At 40.3% G+C, this 18473-nt stretch carries 14 protein-coding genes; 2 read left to right on the top strand and 12 right to left on the bottom strand.

All coding sequences use genetic code 11. The annotated features are described in order from the left end of the window. Positions 1-6: 6 nt before the first annotated feature. From P8P68_RS01760 to P8P68_RS01750, 3 genes are all read right to left on the bottom strand, one after another. Positions 7-339 (bottom strand): putative DNA-binding protein, encoded by a 333-nt coding sequence (locus tag P8P68_RS01760; RefSeq protein WP_000402066.1) that lies wholly within the window; start codon positions 337-339, stop codon positions 7-9. 138 nt (positions 340-477) lie between these two features. Beyond that, positions 478-1674 carry an elongation factor Tu gene (tuf, locus tag P8P68_RS01755; RefSeq protein WP_001040720.1) on the bottom strand — a complete coding sequence of 399 codons (1197 nt, stop codon included), beginning with the start codon at positions 1672-1674 and terminating at the stop codon, positions 478-480. A 235-nt stretch (positions 1675-1909) separates the two neighbouring features. Next, positions 1910-3031: an AI-2E family transporter gene (locus P8P68_RS01750; protein ID WP_000489829.1), complete on the bottom strand. Its 1122-nt coding sequence runs from the start codon at positions 3029-3031 to the stop codon at positions 1910-1912. Positions 3032-3135: 104 nt separating this feature from the next. Here P8P68_RS01750 and pbp3 point away from each other — a divergent pair, with 104 nt between their 5' ends. After that, on the top strand, positions 3136-4377 hold the full coding sequence (pbp3, locus tag P8P68_RS01745; RefSeq protein ID WP_278276045.1) for a D-alanyl-D-alanine carboxypeptidase PBP3: 1242 nt from the start codon (positions 3136-3138) through the stop codon (positions 4375-4377). A gap of 29 nt (positions 4378-4406) precedes the next feature. Here pbp3 and sdbB read toward each other — a convergent pair whose 3' ends face one another. The 9 genes from sdbB to P8P68_RS01700 form a co-directional block, all read right to left on the bottom strand. Next, a complete protein-coding gene (gene sdbB / locus P8P68_RS01740; RefSeq protein ID WP_000755585.1) occupies positions 4407-4952 on the bottom strand; it encodes a thiol-disulfide oxidoreductase-associated lipoprotein SdbB in 546 nt (181 codons plus the stop codon). Positions 4953-4963: 11 nt separating this feature from the next. Then, positions 4964-5671 (bottom strand): thiol-disulfide oxidoreductase-associated membrane protein CcdA2, encoded by a 708-nt coding sequence (gene ccdA2 / locus P8P68_RS01735; RefSeq protein ID WP_000443809.1) that lies wholly within the window; start codon positions 5669-5671, stop codon positions 4964-4966. 127 nt (positions 5672-5798) lie between these two features. Then, positions 5799-6659 (bottom strand): methionyl aminopeptidase, encoded by an 861-nt coding sequence (locus P8P68_RS01730; protein WP_000631561.1) that lies wholly within the window; start codon positions 6657-6659, stop codon positions 5799-5801. Between the two features lie 15 nt (positions 6660-6674). Beyond that, positions 6675-7952 carry a CBS-HotDog domain-containing transcription factor SpxR gene (gene spxR, locus P8P68_RS01725; RefSeq protein WP_000033809.1) on the bottom strand — a complete coding sequence of 426 codons (1278 nt, stop codon included), beginning with the start codon at positions 7950-7952 and terminating at the stop codon, positions 6675-6677. Continuing rightward, positions 7945-8496 carry a GNAT family protein gene (locus tag P8P68_RS01720; RefSeq protein WP_001028744.1) on the bottom strand — a complete coding sequence of 184 codons (552 nt, stop codon included), beginning with the start codon at positions 8494-8496 and terminating at the stop codon, positions 7945-7947. Before P8P68_RS01720 ends, spxR begins: the two co-directional genes overlap by 8 nt. A 15-nt stretch (positions 8497-8511) precedes the next feature. Further along, positions 8512-9771, bottom strand: coding sequence for a UDP-N-acetylglucosamine 1-carboxyvinyltransferase (locus tag P8P68_RS01715; protein WP_001227109.1), 1260 nt, complete (start codon positions 9769-9771; stop codon positions 8512-8514). A 159-nt stretch (positions 9772-9930) separates the two neighbouring features. Then, complete coding sequence (gene pyk, locus P8P68_RS01710) at positions 9931-11436, bottom strand: pyruvate kinase (RefSeq protein ID WP_001042816.1); 1506 nt, start codon at positions 11434-11436, stop codon at positions 9931-9933. A gap of 66 nt (positions 11437-11502) precedes the next feature. Then, positions 11503-12510 (bottom strand): 6-phosphofructokinase, encoded by a 1008-nt coding sequence (gene pfkA / locus P8P68_RS01705; RefSeq protein ID WP_000820876.1) that lies wholly within the window; start codon positions 12508-12510, stop codon positions 11503-11505. Between the two features lie 80 nt (positions 12511-12590). Further along, positions 12591-15692 carry a DNA polymerase III subunit alpha gene (locus P8P68_RS01700; RefSeq protein WP_000561561.1) on the bottom strand — a complete coding sequence of 1034 codons (3102 nt, stop codon included), beginning with the start codon at positions 15690-15692 and terminating at the stop codon, positions 12591-12593. Between the two features lie 413 nt (positions 15693-16105). On the opposite strand from P8P68_RS01700, the gene P8P68_RS01695 reads away from it, so the two are divergent. Beyond that, positions 16106-18388, top strand: coding sequence for a Xaa-Pro dipeptidyl-peptidase (locus P8P68_RS01695; RefSeq protein ID WP_278276043.1), 2283 nt, complete (start codon positions 16106-16108; stop codon positions 18386-18388). The last annotated feature ends 85 nt before the right edge of the window (positions 18389-18473 follow it).

Below are 18473 nucleotides of genomic sequence, written 5' to 3'. Positions count from 1 at the left end.
TTCCTCTTATTCTCTATTATCAATACTTGTTAAAATTTCTATCTGCTCCTGCAGAAAGTCATCCTTGGGATAACGCTCTAAGATCTGGTCAAAAATCTGACTGCGGACAATGTAGTCCGAATACATGTGCAGTTTCATCTCATAATCTTCTAGAATCTTTTCTGTCCGCTTGATATTGTCATAAACAGCCTGACGACTGACACCGAACTCTTCAGCAATCTCAGCAAGACTGTAATCATCAGCATAATAGAGTTCAATATAGTTCATCTGCTTATCTGTCAAAAGCGCCGCATAAAATTCAAAAAGGGCGTTCATACGATTGGTTTTTTCGATTTCCATAACTTTTATTATACCAAAAAAACGATTATACTGCTAGAGTAGAAGCACTTCAAATAGACTAAGAAAAAAAGAACCTTGCAAGGCAAGATTCTTTTAGTGTCTGACTTAAATAATTGTTCTTCTGGGAACTTAATCGAATTAAGCTTCGATTTCTGTAACCATACCTGAACCAACAGTACGTCCACCCTCACGGATAGAGAATGTAGTACCTTGTTCTACGGCGATTGGGTGGATCAACTCAACGTCGATAGTCACGTTATCACCAGGCATTACCATTTCAGTACCTGCAGGAAGTTCGATTGAACCTGTAACGTCAGTAGTACGGAAGTAGAATTGTGGGCGGTAGTTGTTGAAGAATGGAGTGTGACGTCCACCTTCTTCTTTAGTAAGGATGTAGACTTCACCTTTGAATTTAGTGTGTGGGTTGATTGAACCTGGTTTAGCGATAACTTGTCCACGTTCGATTTCGTCACGTTGAACACCACGAAGAAGAACACCTACGTTATCTCCAGCAAGACCTTCGTCAAGTTGTTTACGGAACATTTCAACACCAGTAACAACTGCTTTTTGAGTTTCTTCTTTGATACCAACGATTTCGATTTCGTCGTTGACACGAACAGTACCACGGTCGATACGTCCTGAAGCAACTGTACCACGTCCAGTGATTGAGAATACGTCCTCGACTGGAAGAAGCAATGGTTTTTCAGTGTCACGTTCTGGTTCTGGGATGTACTCATCAACAGTGTTCATCAATTCCATGATGATGTCTTCGTATTTAGAGTCACCTTCAAGAGCTTTAAGAGCTGAACCTTGGATAACTGGAAGATCGTCACCTGGGAAGTCGTATTCTGACAAGAGGTCACGGATTTCCATTTCAACCAATTCAAGCAATTCTTCGTCGTCTACCAAGTCAATTTTGTTCATGAAGACGATAAGGTGTTTAACACCAACCTGACGTGAAAGAAGGATGTGCTCACGAGTTTGTGGCATTGGTCCGTCAGTTGAAGCTACTACAAGGATAGCTCCGTCCATTTGAGCGGCACCAGTGATCATGTTTTTAACGTAGTCCGCGTGTCCTGGAGCGTCGATGTGAGCGTAGTGACGTTTTTCAGTTTCGTACTCAACGTGCGCAGTGTTGATAGTGATACCGCGTTCGCGTTCTTCTGGAGCAGCATCGATAGACGCATAGTCTTTTGGTTGGTTAACTGCTGAAGGCAAGCGACGTGCCAATACAGTTGTGATAGCTGCAGTCAAAGTAGTTTTACCGTGGTCAACGTGTCCGATAGTACCAATGTTAACGTGTGGTTTACTACGATCGTATTTTTCTTTTGCCATTTGAGTAAAAGCCTCCAATAAAATATATTTTATAGATAGACAGTAGGCAATACAGTCTAACTTTCCTTACTATTTTATCAAATTTCTGCTAAATTGCAAGTGTTTTACACATATTTTGTGAATTAATCTAAATCTTATCAAATCCTGTTCTTCTGCTTCTTTATGGCAATATAAATTCAAACTTCTTTTTGTTTGGAGATAGTATTTTCATCAAAAAAATCAGGTTTCCCTGATTTTAATTTGATTCTGTTTTTTCCAATTCCTTAGCCTCTTTATGAGCTTCTTTATGGTTTTCATATAATTTCGCTAGGAACTTAGTAATTTCTTTAAAAATAGAGTAAGTAGGTACTGCTACGACCATCCCTATGACACCGTAGATATTACTTGACAGTAAAAGGAGCACCAAAATCGTAATCGGATGCACTTTCATAACCCCTCCAACGATGCGTGGATAGAGAACATTTCCGTCAATCTGCTGAATAATAAGCATATAAGCAACCGCAATCAACATACGATGAGGATCCGTGAACACATTGGCAATCACCATTGGAATCAAGCCAATACTTGGACCAACATAAGGAATTAAATTTGCGATTCCAGAGAAAATAGCAAAAACTAAGGCGTACTTTAATCCGATAACGCTATAGCCAATATAAGCTAAACATCCAATAATAACCGCATCAATCGCAATTCCACTGATATAGCGCGCTATGGTTGTATTGAGATTGGTTAAAAGGCTAGAAAGATTCAATTTGTCATGTTTTAAGACGGTACGTTCCAACATTGGTAGCAACTTATGACCATCCAACAAGAAATAAATCAAGAATACAGGGGTCATAATGAGAATCAGAACTGTACTAAACAAGGCTGAAAGAACGCTTCCTAAACTGTTGCTGACGCTATTCAGGATATTCTGGAGGATATCCACATAGGAGAGATTCAGTTGTTGAATTGTTTGTTGAATATCAATATTTTGGAAGACTGGATTCATGGACAAATCGATGATCAAATCTTGTAGTCTACTATAGATATTTTGACTAGAAATAATCAAGCTGGTCAACTGATTAATCAAAATCGGCAAGAGATAAACGACCCCTACAACGATAGCACCAATCAAGGCACAAAGAGTGACCAAGACACCAATTAGACGATTGATCTTACATCTCTTTTCTAAGAAAGTAACGACTGGATTTGTAATGTAGTAAAAAAATCCACCAAGCAAAAATGGAATCATGATGGTATTCACAACTGTCACGAAGGGAGTAATGATGGCTCCCATTTCTCTCCAAAGATAGAAAATCAGTGTTAATAATAAAATTTCAGCTGTCCAAAAAAATAATTTGTTTCTGCGGAACATAGGTATCCTCCTTCTCTCTATTTTACCATATTTCTGAAAAAGATAAGATGGCTTTAGTAAAAAAACGAGAATATTTTTTTTCTTTATGATAAAATAAAGCTAATATGAAAAAAATAATTTTATCTTTTATGACACTTTTAGTTCTTGGAACAGCTTCTACTGTTTCTGCTCAGGAGTTTGATGTTGCTGCTAAACATGCTATTGCTGTCGAGGCTACAACTGGAAAAATCCTCTATGAAAAAGATGCAAATCAGCCTGTAGAAATTGCTTCTATTACAAAACTGGTTACAGTTTATTTGGTCTATGAAGCTCTGGAACAAGGAACTATCAGCCTATCTACACCTGTTGATATTTCGGACTATCCTTACAAACTTACAACTAATTCTGAGGCGAGTAACGTCCCTATGGAAGCTCGAAATTATACTGTTGAACAACTATTAGAGGCTACAATGGTATCCAGTGCAAACAGCGCTGCCATTGCACTAGCAGAAAAGATTGCTGGTTCTGAGAAAGACTTCGTAGACAAGATGAGGGCTAAACTTCTTGAATGGGGAATTCAAGATGCAACTATTGTAAACACAACTGGTTTAAATAATGAGACACTTGGCGATAATATCTATCCTGGTTCTAAAAAAGACGATGAAAACAAGTTGAGTGCCTACGATGTTGCAATCGTCGCTCGTAACCTCATCCGAGATTATCCTCAAGTTTTGGAAATCACAAAAAAACCAACTTCTACCTTTGCAGGACTTGAAATCCACTCAACCAACTCTATGTTGGAGGGGATGCCAGCCTACCGAGGAGGAATTGACGGTTTAAAGACAGGAACAACTGATAAGGCAGGAGCTTCTTTCGTTGGAACCACTGTCGAAAAAGGAATGCGTATTATTACGGTTGTTTTGAATGCAGATCAACAAGATACCAACCCTTATGCACGTTTTACTGCTACTTCAGCACTTTTAGATTATATTTCTGCAAACTTTGCCTTAAAAACTGTCGTTCAGAAAGGTGAAGCTTACAACGATAGTAAAGTAACAGTTCTGGATGGTAAAGAAGATAATGTGACAGCTGTCGCTAAGTCAGACATTTCCATCGTCCAACGCATCGGAAGCGGTACTACACCAACTCTCCAATTCACACCGAAATCAACATCAGAAATGGCTCCATTGGAAGAAGGCAAGGTTGTTGGTACTCTGACCTATGATGATCAGGATTTGGTCGGCCAGGGCTATCTCACTTCCGACAAACCATCTTTTGAAATGGTTTCTGAAAAGAAAGTAGAAAAAGCCTTCTTTTTGAAGGTTTGGTGGAATCAATTTATCCGCTTTATCAATGAAAAACTATAAAAAAATCGCGAATAATCGCGATTTTTTCTTTATTTCATTTCTTTAAAAGCCGCTTCTGCATCAGCGTTGCTAATAGCACCAAATTGGATTTTTCCGATTTTACCTTGACTGTCAATCAAGTATTCCGTTGGAATACTACGAATTTGGTAGGCTTGGAAGGTAGTTGCTTGCGTATCATATAGAACTGGAATATCCTTGTAGCCTTGTTCTTGGTACCATTTTGGAAAGTCTTGAACTGTTTTTTCACCTTGTAGACCTGGTGCAATGACACTCAAGATTTCAAAGTCTCGATCTTGTTTGGCAGCTAATTCCATTAACTCAGGCATGCTTTTTTTACATGGTCCACACCAAGAAGCCCAGAATTTTAAATAGATCTTTTTCCCTTTATAGTCTGATAACTTGACTTCTTTGCCATCCATAGACTGCAAGGTAAAGTCTGGCGCATCCTTACCGACTGCGATTTGTTGTACAGCAGGTTGTTTGGGACTGCTTTTCTGTTTGGTTTCTTTTTCACCACAAGCAATCAACAAAAATAGAGACATGAGGCTCAATCCAGCAAAAATAACTTTTTTCATTTTTTCTCCTTTTATCCAAGAATTCCTGACAAGGCATTTAACTGCCCTAGCATTAATAATAATCCCATCAAAATAATCAAAGCTCCCCCGATTTTCTTTAGTAAAATCATATGGGGTTTTAATTTACTAAAATAGGGCATAATCCAGCCCGAAGCCAAGGCCAAAACAATGAAAGGAAGGGCCATTCCCAATGTGTATACTAATGTTAACACGGCTCCTTGCCAAGCACCATTGCCACCGGAAGCTGCTAGGGCCAAGACCGAACTTAAGACTGGTCCGATACAAGGGGTCCAACCAAAACTAAAGGTTATCCCAAGTAAAAAGGCTGACAGATAGTGATTCGACTTTGATTGTTTGAAGGTGACTGTCTTTTGAATCTCCAGTTTATTGAAATGCAAGATTTCCATCTGGTGAAACCCTAAAAGAATAATGACTATTCCCATAGCATAACGAAACCAGTCTGCATAGAGCATGTGCCCTAGGAATCCAGCTCCAAATCCCAAAATAAAGAAAATGAGGGAGATTCCTGCAATAAAGCACAAGGTTCGAATTAAACCAGACCATGCAACGTCTCTTCCAAAAAAGCGAAAGCTTTTCGAATTTCCCTGATCATCCAGTAAAATACCAGCATAGACAGGTAGCAAAGGAAAGATGCAGGGTGAAAAGAAGGACAGGATACCTGCTAAAAAAACGGATACTAGAAATATAATCGACTCCAACGAATTACCTACTTTCTCAAAATTCTAATCCTATTTTACTACAAAAGGATAAATTTGTAAGAAGTCTGCTACGCTTATTTATTTTGACTAAAGTTGACACAAAAAAAGGAGCTAAGCTCCCTTTATTTTAATACGTTCCTTCTTCACCTTGACTAGTCAAGATAACAGGACCGTCTTTGGTAATCACAAACTGGTGTTCATATTGGCAAGACAGGCCGCCATCTATAGTCTTATGAGCCCAGCCAGTCTTCATATCTGTATCAATTTCCCAGTCACCAGTATTGATCATGGGTTCAATAGTTAGTACCATTCCTTCACGGAGACGGAGTCCACGCCCTGCAATACCGTAGTTAGGAACCATTGGCTCCTCGTGCATAGTTGGACCAACACCATGACCAACCAAATCACGAACGACACCGTAACCGCGACTTTCAGCGTATTCTTGAATGGCTGCACCGATATCACCGATACGATTGCCAACAACTGCTTGCTCAATCCCTTTATACATAGCTTCCTTGGTCACGTCCATCAGGTTTTTCACTTCTTCAGACGGTGTACCAACCGCGTAAGCCCAACATGAGTCAGCTAAACCACCAGTATAACTTTGGGTGTATTTTTTCATTTGCTCAACATTGTTGAAGTTGAGTTTAGATACATTGAGGTCGGATTTGGCAATCGGACCACCCAATACCATGTCAACCTTGAGCAAATCGCCCTCTTTCAAGATGTAATGACGTGGAAAAGCGTGAGCTACTTCGTCGTTGAGAGAGCAACAAGTGGCATAGGGGTAATCCATGACTGCACCATCCACACCAATCTGTAAAGGAAGGAAATTCTCCTCTTTACAACGTCGTCGAACGTACTCTTCAACTTCCCACATATCCACGCCTGGCTTAATCAAATCACGTAAGCCGATATGGATACTTGCTAGGAAATCACCAGCCTTGTCCATGGCTTCGATTTCACGTGCTGATTTTAAAGTTATCATTTTTTCTCCTAGATTCTAATTAATTTTAACCGTAACATTTGCTTTTGAAACAATCTGATGACCATGATAAATATCATAATCAATAATAGCTGAGCGTCTCGTGTGGTGAATAATACGAGCCTGAATCCGCAAAGTATCATCTATCTGCACAGCCTGCAAGAAATAAATCAACATCTGCTCAATGATGAGATTACGTCCGCTATTGACAACGAGGTCTTGGGTCATATGGTTGAGGATTTCAGCCAAGACTCCATTAGCAAGGACACCATTTTTCTCCAACATGAAGGGCTCAACAGTAATAACGACTTCATCATGATGATAAGAGAGTTTTTGCCCGATTTGCTCTGAGAAGGTCGGCAAAGCAGAAACTTGGGAACGGCTCATCTTTTCCATGACATCTCGTCGTGTTACGACACCGAGCAAGGTTTGGTTACTTCTGACAACGGGAACCATCTCAAAATCTTCTGCAATCATTCGTTGACTGACATTGGCAATATTAGTCGCTAATCCTGTTACAAAGATACTACGTGTCATCACCTTGTCAATCGTCGTGCTGGGGGATTTATCTCCTGCGTCACGCATAGTAACAACCCCAACAACCACTTGATGTTGGTTAATGACTGGAAAACGACTACTTCTGTTCTTACGGACCAAGTCTAGATAGTCTTTTACCGTATCCGTTTCTCTCAAAAAACCATACTCATGACTGGGACGATAGAGCTTTTCGACTGTCAGAATATCGGTTTTGATTTGAACATTTGAGAGAGCTTTGTTAATCATGGTCGCTACTGTAAAAGTGTCATGTTTACTTCTTAGAACTGGAATCCCTTTTTTATTAGCCAACTCAAGAACATCGTCCTGCACATGAAAACCACCCGTTACAAGGACTGCATTTTCATTTTCCAAGGCTAAAAGTTGAATGCGAGTACGGTCACCTACGATCAAAAGACCGCCATCATGGAGATAAGACAGGATATTTTGCTCTGTCATAGCCCCAATGGAGAATTTACTAAACTCTCTCTCAAGCCCTTCCTGACCAGCTAAAACTTCAGAGGAGGTGACTTCAGCAATTTCAGCATAGGTTAGCCTCTCAATGGCCACTTTCTGGGACTTGACCCGTATGGTTCCACTACGTGGCCGAGTTTCAACGATGCCACGATTTTCAGCTTCTTTGATAGCTCGGTAGGCTGTTCCGTCACTAACACCTAGGTGATTGGAAATACTGCGTACACTAACTCTCTTCCCAATTGGCAACTCTTCCAGATAGGACAAAATTTCCTGGTGTTTACTCATTGAATTCTCCTTTTATGTATCGAAATTCAAGATAGTCCCTCATTTTTCGTGTATAGCGATCGCTCCCTTTAAACTGTCGGACGAGGTTAAAGCCTGATTTTAAGGCTACTTTTTGACTAGCTTGATTCTCCAAATGAGTGATGATGGATAATTGTTTTAAACCAAATTCTTCAAAGGAAAGCTGACAAAGCTTGGTAACCACTTCTGTCATAAAACCTTGTGACCAAGAATCCTTTTTTAAGAAGTAACCAATTTCTGCTTCTTTTTTGATTTCATCGATTTTTTCAAATTTAATGGAGCCAATCATTTCCTGATTTCCTTGGAGACAAATTGCCCAAACCCCTAGAGGATTCTTCATAAAATAGTTAGCAAGTGCGTACTGACTTTCTTCCAAACTTGCTTGACTGGGAAAAATAAACTGTAAATTCTCAGGGTTTGAAGCAATCTCAAAAAACGCTTGACTGTCACTAAAAAAGAAAGGACGCAAATACAAGCGCTCCGTTTCAAAAAAAGAAAACATTGCTAATTTGGTCCAAATATTCATAATCACCTCAACGGCTTAGTCTTCAACGAGTGTAATATCCGCTCCAAGACTACGCAATTTTTCAATAATATCTGAGTAGCCACGAAGGATAAACTCAATATTCGTAATTTCAGTCTGGCCCTGAGCCATCAAACCAGCGATGACAAGTGCAGCACCAGCTCGCAAGTCTGTAGCTTTTACACTTGCCCCGTGTAACTTACGACCACCGTTGTAAATAATGTGATCGTTTGTAGTCGTAATATCCGCATCCATTTTTGCTAACTCAAAGACATGATTAACACGTTTCTCATAAATCGTATCAATAATAGTTCCACGACCTTGGGCAGTTAGTAAAAGTGGCGTGATAGGCTGTTGCAAATCGGTTGCGAACCCTGGATAGGGAGCTGTTTTGATATTGATGGCCTTCAAATCAGACTGTTCTTCAACGAAGATACTGTCTTCTGAGACCGTCATACGAACGCCCATTTCCTCTAGTTTGGCGATAAAGCCTTCTAAATGTTCATAGAGAACGTTGTTAATGCGAATTCCTTTTCCTACCGCCGCAGCAAGTGAAATATAGGTTCCAGCTTCGATACGGTCTGGAATAACCTGATGACGCGTTCCATGAAGTTTCTCGACACCATCAATAATGATAATATCAGTTCCTGCACCACGAATATGGGCCCCCATATTGTTCAAAAGGGTAGCGACATCAATAATTTCCGGTTCACGAGCCGCATTTTCAATGACAGTACGTCCCTTAGCTTTAACCGCAGCAATCATGGTGTTAATCGTTGCTCCAACGCTAACGGTATCCATGTAAATACTTGCGCCATGAAGCCCCTTACCTTGGGCAGATAAATTCATATTATCTCCCTCATAGCTGACCTTAGCACCCATGGCTTCAAAGGCTTTTAAGTGAAGATCAATCGGACGAGGTCCCAGATCACATCCACCAGGAAGTCCAACTGTAGCTTCACCAAAGCGACCTAAAAGACTTCCGTAGAAATAATAAGAAGCACGCAAGCTATTAATCTTGCCATAAGGCATAGGAATGTTCTGAACACCTCTTGGATCAATCTCCAAGACATCCTCATAACGCTTAACAGTCGCCCCCATAATTTCCATGATTTCGACAAGACTAGCAACGTCTGAAATATCTGGAACACAATCTAAAGTGACAATATCATCTGATAAGATAATAGCTGGAATAAGCGCTACAACACTATTTTTAGCACCACTAATGGTGATCTCACCTTGCAATGGACGTCCACCATTGATGACAATTTTTCTCATGTTTTACTCTTTCAAAATTTACTAAAAAGGTCTTTTCGTTCTATTATATCATAATTTTCAGTTTTTTCCCATTCCTATTGATTAAACATTCTATTTCGATAAAAAAAGACCTATCACACAAGCGATAAAGCTTGATATGATAGGCTTTGTAATGTTAGATTAGCGTACAGTGCGGATGCGCATTGTGTTTGTACGAACAGCTTCGCCAAGTGGTACACCTGCAACGATAACAATATCATCACCAGATTCTACCAAACCTTGCTCAACTGCAATTCTTTCAGCGAGATCAAACATATCATCAGTGTTTGATGGGCGATCAGTGGTTACTGGAATAACTCCCCAGTTAAGCATCAAACCACGCTGAGTCAATTCATCGAAAGTGATTGCCAAGATATCAGCATCTGGACGGTATTTAGAAATCAAACGAGCAGTGTGACCTGTCTTAGTAAGAGTAACCACCAACTTGATATTCATAGAATTTGTCGCATCCTTAACAGCTGAAGCCATAACCTCAGTCTTAGAATTACGTGACAAGTTAACAGATGACAAGCGACCGTATTCTTTTAAAAGAGTTTGAGCATTTTTGTCAATAGTTGCCATCGTAGTAACTGACTCCAGTGGATATTTACCATTTGCAGACTCACCTGAAAGCATTGTAGCGTCGGTTCCGTCGATAACAGCGTTAAACACATCTGATACTTCTGAACGCGTTGCACGTGGTTTTTCAGTCATAGTTTCAAGCATGTTTGTTGCTGTGATAGCGACTTTACCAGCTGCATTTACTTTTGTAATAATCATTTTTTGGTAAACTGGAACCATTTCGAATGGTACTTCGATACCCATGTCACCACGGGCGATCATGATACCGTCAGCAGCTTCAATGATTTCATCCAAGTTATCGATACCTTGTTGGTTTTCGATTTTCGCAAACAATTGAACGTGACCGTTACCAGTTTCTTCACAGATTGCACGAACTTCGTTGACGTCTTTTGCAGTACGTACGAATGAAATAGCGATGAAGTTGATACCTTGTTCCAAACCGAAACGGATATCATCGTTGTCACGTTCAGCAAGAGCTGGGAAAGGAATTTTAGTATTAGGGATATTTACACCTTTTTGTTTAGCGATAATTCCGTCGTTTTCAACTTCTACTTCAAATTCACGAGTTGCATCGTCTTTTGCAACAACGCGAAGACCCAATTTACCATCGTCAACCAATACTTGACGACCAACTTCAACATCATCGTAGATATCAAGAGCACCAGCAACGTTCAAAGCAATCACTTCACGAGTTGATTTGATTCCTTGTTTAGTTGCAACACGGATTTTTTCACCAGTTTTGTAAGAGTACTCTTTTGCGTCACCTTCAAACAATTCTGTACGGATTTCAGGTCCTTTAGTATCAAGAAGGAAACCAACTTTTTTACCTGCAAGTTTTTCAGCAAGTTTAACAGTTGCCATACGCTCACCTTGTTCTTGGTGGTCACCGTGTGAGAAGTTGAAACGGAAAGTGTTTGCTCCTGCTTCAATCAGTTTAGCAATGTTTTTAGCTGAAGCTTCAACGTCAAGTTTTTCACCCCAGTATCCGTCTTCACCGAATTTTTTACCACCACGGATTTCAACCGCAGGACCTAAAGTTGCAACGATTTTTACACGTTTGTTCATGATTTTTGTGACTCCTTTATATAATTCGACCTTTTATGGTCATGTTACCAAATTAATGAAAGTTGATTAGGACAAGCTCTTGTTCAAATCAGAAAGTTCAAGATCAGCTTTATGAGGGTTGTTAACAACGATCTTACCATCAGCTGTTAAGCTAAACAAAGCTCCTTCTTCTGCTGTTCCAAGAATTGGATTCTCAACCATTTTCTCGTTACGAATACCGACAGCGACACCACCGATTCCTTGTTTAAGAAGTTTAACAGCGTGTGCACCCATGCGTGATGCCAATACACGGTCACGAGCGGTTGGTGAACCACCACGTTGGATGTGTCCAAGTTCAGTTACACGAAGGTCACTAGTGTCTCCAGCTTCCTTGAGTTTCTTACCAAACTCATTCGCAGACATAACTCCCTCAGCTAAAACGATGATGTTGTGTTTCTTACCACATTCATAACCAGCTTTGATGCTTGCAACGATATCTTCCATCTTGAAGTCTTCTTCAGGGATGATGATTTCGTCAGCACCAGTTGCGATACCTGCCCAAAGAGCGATATCGCCAGCGTTACGTCCCATTACTTCAACAACGAAAGTACGACGGTGACTTGATGATGTATCACGAATCTTATCAATCGCATCCATAGCTGTCGTAACTGCAGTATCAAATCCAATTGTGAAATCAGTCCCTACGATATCGTTATCAATAGTTCCTGGAAGTCCGATAGCTGGGAATCCATGCTCAGTCAAGCGCATAGCTCCGTGATAAGAACCGTCTCCACCGATAACTACGACTCCTTCGATACCGTGTTTTTTCAATTGCTCAATCCCTTTAAGTTGACCTTCAAGTTGTGCAAACTCAGGGTAACGAGCAGAGTGAAGGAAAGTACCACCACGAGAAATGATGTCTCCTACTGAAGCAGCATCAAGTGGATAAATTTCACCGGCAACCATACCAGCGTATCCATCATAGATACCAAAAACTTCCATTCCTTCTGAGATTGCTTGGCGAACTACTGCACGGATGGCAGCATTCATACCAGGGGCGTCTCCACCACTGGTCAAAACAGCAATACGTTTCATTTGGTTATGCTCCTTTTTCTTTTAACATTCTTACTGATTATACCACATTTAAATCGAAAATTCTTCTATTTTCCGTATTTTTAGCGATAAATCGTTTTCATAGCAATTCCCTCTAACTTTTCCTCTAGAGCAGAATCTTTTCTTACAAAATGTTGTGTAGAAACAACCGTTTTTCCTTCCTCTTCATACCTGATAATGACAGGGATTGGACCTTTGTATTGTTCTAGGATATTTGAAATCTCTTTATCGTATTCATGATTTTTAACTTGAATCCAGAATCGTTCTGCCACTGCTTCTTTCAAATCTTGTGCAATCATTTGCAGACGACCATCTCGAGATTGAACTTTGCCATTGATGTAGTAAAATTTCCCTTCGGATAAATTGGAAGCAAATTTTCTATATTGGTCTGAAAATACAGTTACATCCATCCGAGACTTACTATCATGAACCTGTAGAAAAGCCATACTCTCGCCTTTCTTGGTTCGAATCACTTTAATCTTTTGCACTTCAACTAGGAGAGTGGCTTGAGCTCCCTCGGTTAGATTAGTGATTGGAGTGGTCGGATATAGGGCTTGTTTGGCAAGAGTTTGGAGAGGATGGGGACTGATACCTACCCCAATCAGTTCCTGCTCTTTGTAAAATTTCTCTGCCTCAGTAAAATCATCAGCTTCAGTCCAACTATAATTTGTATCCGCAAAAAGTCCACCTAATTCCTCAACAAAAACAAATAAGTTTGGTAGGTTGACTAAGTTTTTCTGGCGATTCTTGTCAAATTCATCAAAAAGCCCTAGTTCAACCAAAGGCGTCAAAAGCGACAGTTTCTTGTAATTCTTGGGAAGACGTGTGACAAAATCTTCAATGCTTGAGAAAGGACGATTTTCAATAATCCAGTAAGACAAATCTCTCGGCATTCCCTTAATGGCTTTTAGACCCAGATAGATTTTCTTCTGAGCAATTTTATCATGATAGGGAATGCTGTTGATTGCTAAGGGAGCTACTTCAAAGCCCATCTGCAATGCATCTACAATGTAATCGCTGCTAGAATAGTTCAACATAACTTGAAAGAAAATAGCAGGATAGTGTGTCTTGAAATAAGCAAGCTGGAAAGCCAGCGCTGAGTAGGCATAAGCGTGGGATCGGTTAAATCCATAGCCGGCAAACTTTTCCATCACTGCAAAAACTTGGTTGGCCTTTTCTTCTGTATGCCCCAATTTCATAGCTCCTGTGATAAAATCTTCCTTCATCAGATGCATCTCTTTGGCATTTTTCTTACCCATGGCACGTCTGAGAATGTCGGCTTTACCAAGACTGAATCCTCCAAAGCGTTGAGCTACCTGCATGACCTGCTCTTGATAGAGCATAATACCGTAGGTTGATGAAAGGATGTCTTCTAAGGCAGGGTCTAACACCGTCACCTTTTCTTTACCATGCTTACGAGCGACAAAATTATCAATATAATCACTTGCCCCCGGTCTATTGAGGGATGTCGTTGCTACTACCTCTTCAAAGACTTGCGGCTGAACTCGTTTCAAGAGCCGAATGGCGCCAGGTTGTTCAAATTGGAAAATCCCCTTGGTATTTCCAGCAACAAAGAGGGCCAGAGTTTCTTTGTCTTCCAAATCAATATCTTCGATTTTTAGATGAACACCCTCTGACTCCGCAAGCAATTCCTGCATTTTTTGGACAAAAGTCAGGTTACGTAAACCGAGGAAATCCATTTTTAGAAGTCCATTGGCTTCAACACCATGAGCATCATACTGAGTGATGAGCATATCCTCACCATATTTTAGAGGAATGTAGTCCGTCAAGTCTTGGTCACTCATAACGACCCCAGCTGCATGGATAGAGGTCTGACGAGGATACCCTTCAATCTTTCGAGCAATCTCAAAAGCTTTTTGATATTCAATCTTACTATTGATGATCTGCCTAAACTGTAAATTCTTTTCATAGGCTGTCGTTAGCGTATCTCGGAAACTGATTTTTTTCGTAATATTTGTTAATTCGTACTCAGGGACACCATAACGTTTGAAAACATCACGAATTGCCTGTTTTGCTCCAAAGGTCGAATAAGTGACAATCTGTGCCACGTGTTGACTGCCATAGCGATCACGAACATAGCGAATGAACTCCGGCCTATAAAGGTCAGGGATGTCGATATCAATATCAGGCATGGTGTAGCGCTCACGATTTAAAAAGCGCTCGAAAATCAAGTTCTTCTCGACCGGGTCAATTCCTGTAATATCCAGTGAGTAAGCCACCAGACTACCAACAGCAGAACCACGCCCCATTCCCATATAGTAGCCTTGGGAGCGTCCAAAACGGAGCAAATCCCAAACTACAAGGAAATAATCGTCAAAGCCCATATCATGAATCACAGCTAATTCCTCATTCAGTCGCTCATGGTAAATAGCTGAGGTCAACCCCTTGTCACTCAAGCCTTGCTCAGCCCTCTCTCGAAGTTCTTCTACTGCTGGTCTTTCAGGATTAAAGCGAGGAAGTTTTAAACTTGGGTCGATTTGATAGCTTACATTCTCTATCAGACCTTGGAGATTGGCAAGCGCCTGAGGGAAGCGATTTTTAAACCGTGCTTCCAAGTCTGAGGCAGGTAAAAAAATCCCTTGTTGTGAATGCAGATCCACTTCTCTCAGACTGACATTGTCCTTGACTGCTGATAAGATTTGTAAAACTTGAATATCTTCTTTTTCAAAAGAGTTGACCTGATAGAGTGGAAGAATGGGGCTAGTAAAGACTTCTTGAGGAGTATCTGGACTAACACCGATAAAATAATCAACCCCCAAATCCAACTGTTCGACCCCATTAAAATAGGGAACAACAATGGCCACATCTTCGAGGTGGGAGGTGAAGTCAGACCAATTTTTCCGTCCAGTCATTTTTAAAGTGGATAACTTCATCAACTCTTGATAGCCTTTAGTGGATAGGGCTAGAAAACGAAGAGAAATATTCTCCTTATCTTTGATCAAGGTCATTTCAAGACCAATTAAAGGTTGGATTCCATATTTTCGAGTCACCTCTAAAAAATGATAAGCCCCATAGAGATTATCCACATCCATGATAGCAAGGTGAGAATAGCCATACTCTTTAGCCATTTGTACATATTTTTCAATCGAAACCACACTTTCCATAAAACTATAAACAGTCTTGGTGTCGAGCTGTGCAATCATTACTTCTCCTCCTTGCTTTCGTTTTACTACTATTATACCATTTTAAGCTGGATATTGAAGCAACTCTGCACTTTCTTTTCAATATCATCAGTTACAAACTTCTTCTCTTCTTACTGTTAAATTCTTCATTTTTCAAAGGAAGGAAACAAAAATTAATATTATATAATAGTTTTAGATGTAAATTTAGATATATTTATACCAAACGAAGAATAATAAAGATAGGAGTTATATGCAGTTTTACATATAAAAATCTCTAGAAAAAGGCTTACTTCTATGATATTTATTCAGCATTTTATAATAACTTACCAAATAGATATGCTGGTTTAAGAAATTTATTTCATTTAAGTTTATTTATTCCATTTTTCCCTCTTTTTTGATATAATAAATTCAGTCTGTTTTCAAAGGAGAGAAACATGCGTTTTAATCAATTCAGCTACCAACCAACCACTAGTTCTCAACGATTTGAGGAATTAGAAGGTCTTGGTCTAAAGCTGTCACCCCAACTGTCCTTAAAAAGACAGTTTGAAGACTTCATTCGTTGGAGTTTTTTCACTTATTCTAACACGGATTATGCCTTGTCAACTTTGGCTGCGGATAAAGAAACAGATTTAGTAACCTTTTTCCAGTCAGACCGTGAGTTAACTGCGGAGATTTTCTACACAGTAGTTTTTCAACTTTTAGGATTTAGCTATCTTGTTGACTTTGAGGATGCCGAACAGTTCCGTAAAGAAACTGGTTTTCCTATTGTTTATGGAGATCTCATTGAAAATCTTTATCAATTGCTCAATACGCGAACGAAAAAAGGAAATACGCTCATCGATCAGCTTGTTAGTGATGGACTCATTTCAGAAGATAATCACTACCACTACTTTAACGGTAAGAGCTTGGCTACCTTCTCTACTCATGATGTCATTCGTGAAGTCGTGTATGTCGAGAGCCGTGTGGATACTGATAAAGATGGACTCCCTGATTTAGTCAAAGTCAGCGTTATCCGCCCACGTTACGATGGTCAAGTACCTGCTCTTATGACTGCCAGCCCTTATCACCAAGGGACCAACGACAAAGCCAGTGACAAGGCTCTCTACAAAATGGAAGGGGAGCTTGAGGTCAAACTGCCCCACACCATTGAACTTGAGGAACCTAAGCTGAATTTAGTCGGACCTCATAGTCAAGCAGAAGTCGTCTCAGAAGCTGAAGAAAAGCTATCTCATATCAATAGCTCATATACTCTAAATGACTACTTCCTCCCACGTGGATTTGCCAATCTCTATGTATCGGGTGTTGGAACCAAAGATTCTCAAGGACTCATGACTAATGGTGACTATCAGCAAATCGAGGCCTATAAAAATGTCATTGATTGGCTCAATGGTCGTTGTCGTGCTTTCACAGACCACACGCGCAAACGCCAAGTCAAAGCTGACTGGTCAAACGGCAAAGTCGCAACAACAGGTATTTCCTATCTAGGTACCATGTCCAATGGTCTCGCCACCACTGGTGTTGATGGCTTGGAAGTGATCATCGCAGAAGCAGGTATTTCCTCTTGGTACAACTACTATCGGGAAAATGGTCTAGTGACCAGCCCAGGGGGCTATCCAGGTGAGGATTTTGACTCACTTGCTGAATTGACCTACTCTCGCAACCTCCAAGCTGGTGACTATATTCGTGGCAATGAAGCTTATCAAGCAGACTTAGAAAAGGTTAAAGAGAAACTCGATCGCAAGACTGGTGACTACAATCAGTTTTGGCATGACCGCAACTATCTGCTCAATGCTCACAAGGTTCAAGCTGAGGTCGTCTTTACGCATGGTTCCCAGGATTGGAACGTCAAACCTCTTCATGTTTACCAGATGTTTCATGCCCTTCCTAGCCATATCAATAAGCACCTCTTTTTCCATCATGGTGCCCATGTTTATATGAATAACTGGCAGTCGATCGACTTCCGCGAGTCCATGAATGCCTTGTTAAGTATGAAATTGTTAGGACTTGACTCAAGCTACCAACTTCCGACTGTCATTTGGCAGGACAATATCGCACCGCAAAAATGGCAAGGTCTTGATAACTTTGGCAAACAGGATGAACTGCATACCTTCTCTCTTGGTAATGAGGAAAAAGTGATTCAAAACCAGTATGATCAAAAAGATTTTGATCGTTATGGTAAGACTTACCAGACCTTCAACACCGAACTTTACCAAGGAAAAGCTAATCAGATCACCATTGACCTTCCAGTAAGTCAAGACATTCACTTAAATGGGCGAGTAGAGCTAAAACTTCGTGTCAAATCAAGTACAAACAAGGGCTTATTATCAGCCCAACTGCTAGAACTTGGACAAAAGAAATATCTGCAGCCTTATCCAGCGGTTTTAAGTGCTAGAACCATTGATAATGGCCGTTACCACATGTTAGAAAATCTCTGTGAACTGCCATTCAACCCAAGTGCCCAACGTGTCATCACCAAAGGCTACCTTAATCTTCAAAATCGAACCAATCTCTTGACGATTGAAGAAATCCAACCAAATGAATGGATGGACTTCAAGCTAGAGCTTCAACCAACTATCTACAAACTTAAAAAAGGAGATACTCTCCGTTTGGTTCTCTACACCACAGACTTTGAGATTACAATTCGAGACAATACAGACTATCAGTTGACTGTTGATTTAGCACAGTCTAGTCTTATCCTACCTTGTCAAAAGGTATAATCTACCAGACTTTCAATATGGAAGGATTCAAAGGAAAAGTCAATGAATTTGACCATTGAACTTCCTATAACCAAAGTTTTCCACT

The organism is Streptococcus sp. D7B5, from assembly GCF_029691405.1.
Classification (GTDB): Bacteria; Bacillota; Bacilli; order Lactobacillales; family Streptococcaceae; genus Streptococcus.
The sequence above is the reverse complement of the archived record's forward strand: the minus strand, read 5'-3'. Positions and strand labels throughout refer to the sequence as shown.

What these genes read in the sequence shown, in the direction of transcription:
- P8P68_RS01750 (WP_000489829.1), bottom strand. Translation starts at nt 3,031, where the DNA reads ATGTTCCGCAGAAACAAATTATTTTTTTGGACAGCTGAAATTTTATTA.
- P8P68_RS01730 (WP_000631561.1), bottom strand. Translation starts at nt 6,659, where the DNA reads ATGATAACTTTAAAATCAGCACGTGAAATCGAAGCCATGGACAAGGCT.
- pfkA (WP_000820876.1), bottom strand. Translation starts at nt 12,510, where the DNA reads ATGAAACGTATTGCTGTTTTGACCAGTGGTGGAGACGCCCCTGGTATG.
- pbp3 (WP_278276045.1), top strand. Translation starts at nt 3,136, where the DNA reads ATGAAAAAAATAATTTTATCTTTTATGACACTTTTAGTTCTTGGAACA.
- P8P68_RS01715 (WP_001227109.1), bottom strand. Translation starts at nt 9,771, where the DNA reads ATGAGAAAAATTGTCATCAATGGTGGACGTCCATTGCAAGGTGAGATC.
- tuf (WP_001040720.1), bottom strand. Translation starts at nt 1,674, where the DNA reads ATGGCAAAAGAAAAATACGATCGTAGTAAACCACACGTTAACATTGGT.
- P8P68_RS01700 (WP_000561561.1), bottom strand. Translation starts at nt 15,692, where the DNA reads ATGATTGCACAGCTCGACACCAAGACTGTTTATAGTTTTATGGAAAGT.
- P8P68_RS01695 (WP_278276043.1), top strand. Translation starts at nt 16,106, where the DNA reads ATGCGTTTTAATCAATTCAGCTACCAACCAACCACTAGTTCTCAACGA.
- P8P68_RS01760 (WP_000402066.1), bottom strand. Translation starts at nt 339, where the DNA reads ATGGAAATCGAAAAAACCAATCGTATGAACGCCCTTTTTGAATTTTAT.
- spxR (WP_000033809.1), bottom strand. Translation starts at nt 7,952, where the DNA reads ATGAGTAAACACCAGGAAATTTTGTCCTATCTGGAAGAGTTGCCAATT.
- pyk (WP_001042816.1), bottom strand. Translation starts at nt 11,436, where the DNA reads ATGAACAAACGTGTAAAAATCGTTGCAACTTTAGGTCCTGCGGTTGAA.
- sdbB (WP_000755585.1), bottom strand. Translation starts at nt 4,952, where the DNA reads ATGAAAAAAGTTATTTTTGCTGGATTGAGCCTCATGTCTCTATTTTTG.
- P8P68_RS01720 (WP_001028744.1), bottom strand. Translation starts at nt 8,496, where the DNA reads ATGAATATTTGGACCAAATTAGCAATGTTTTCTTTTTTTGAAACGGAG.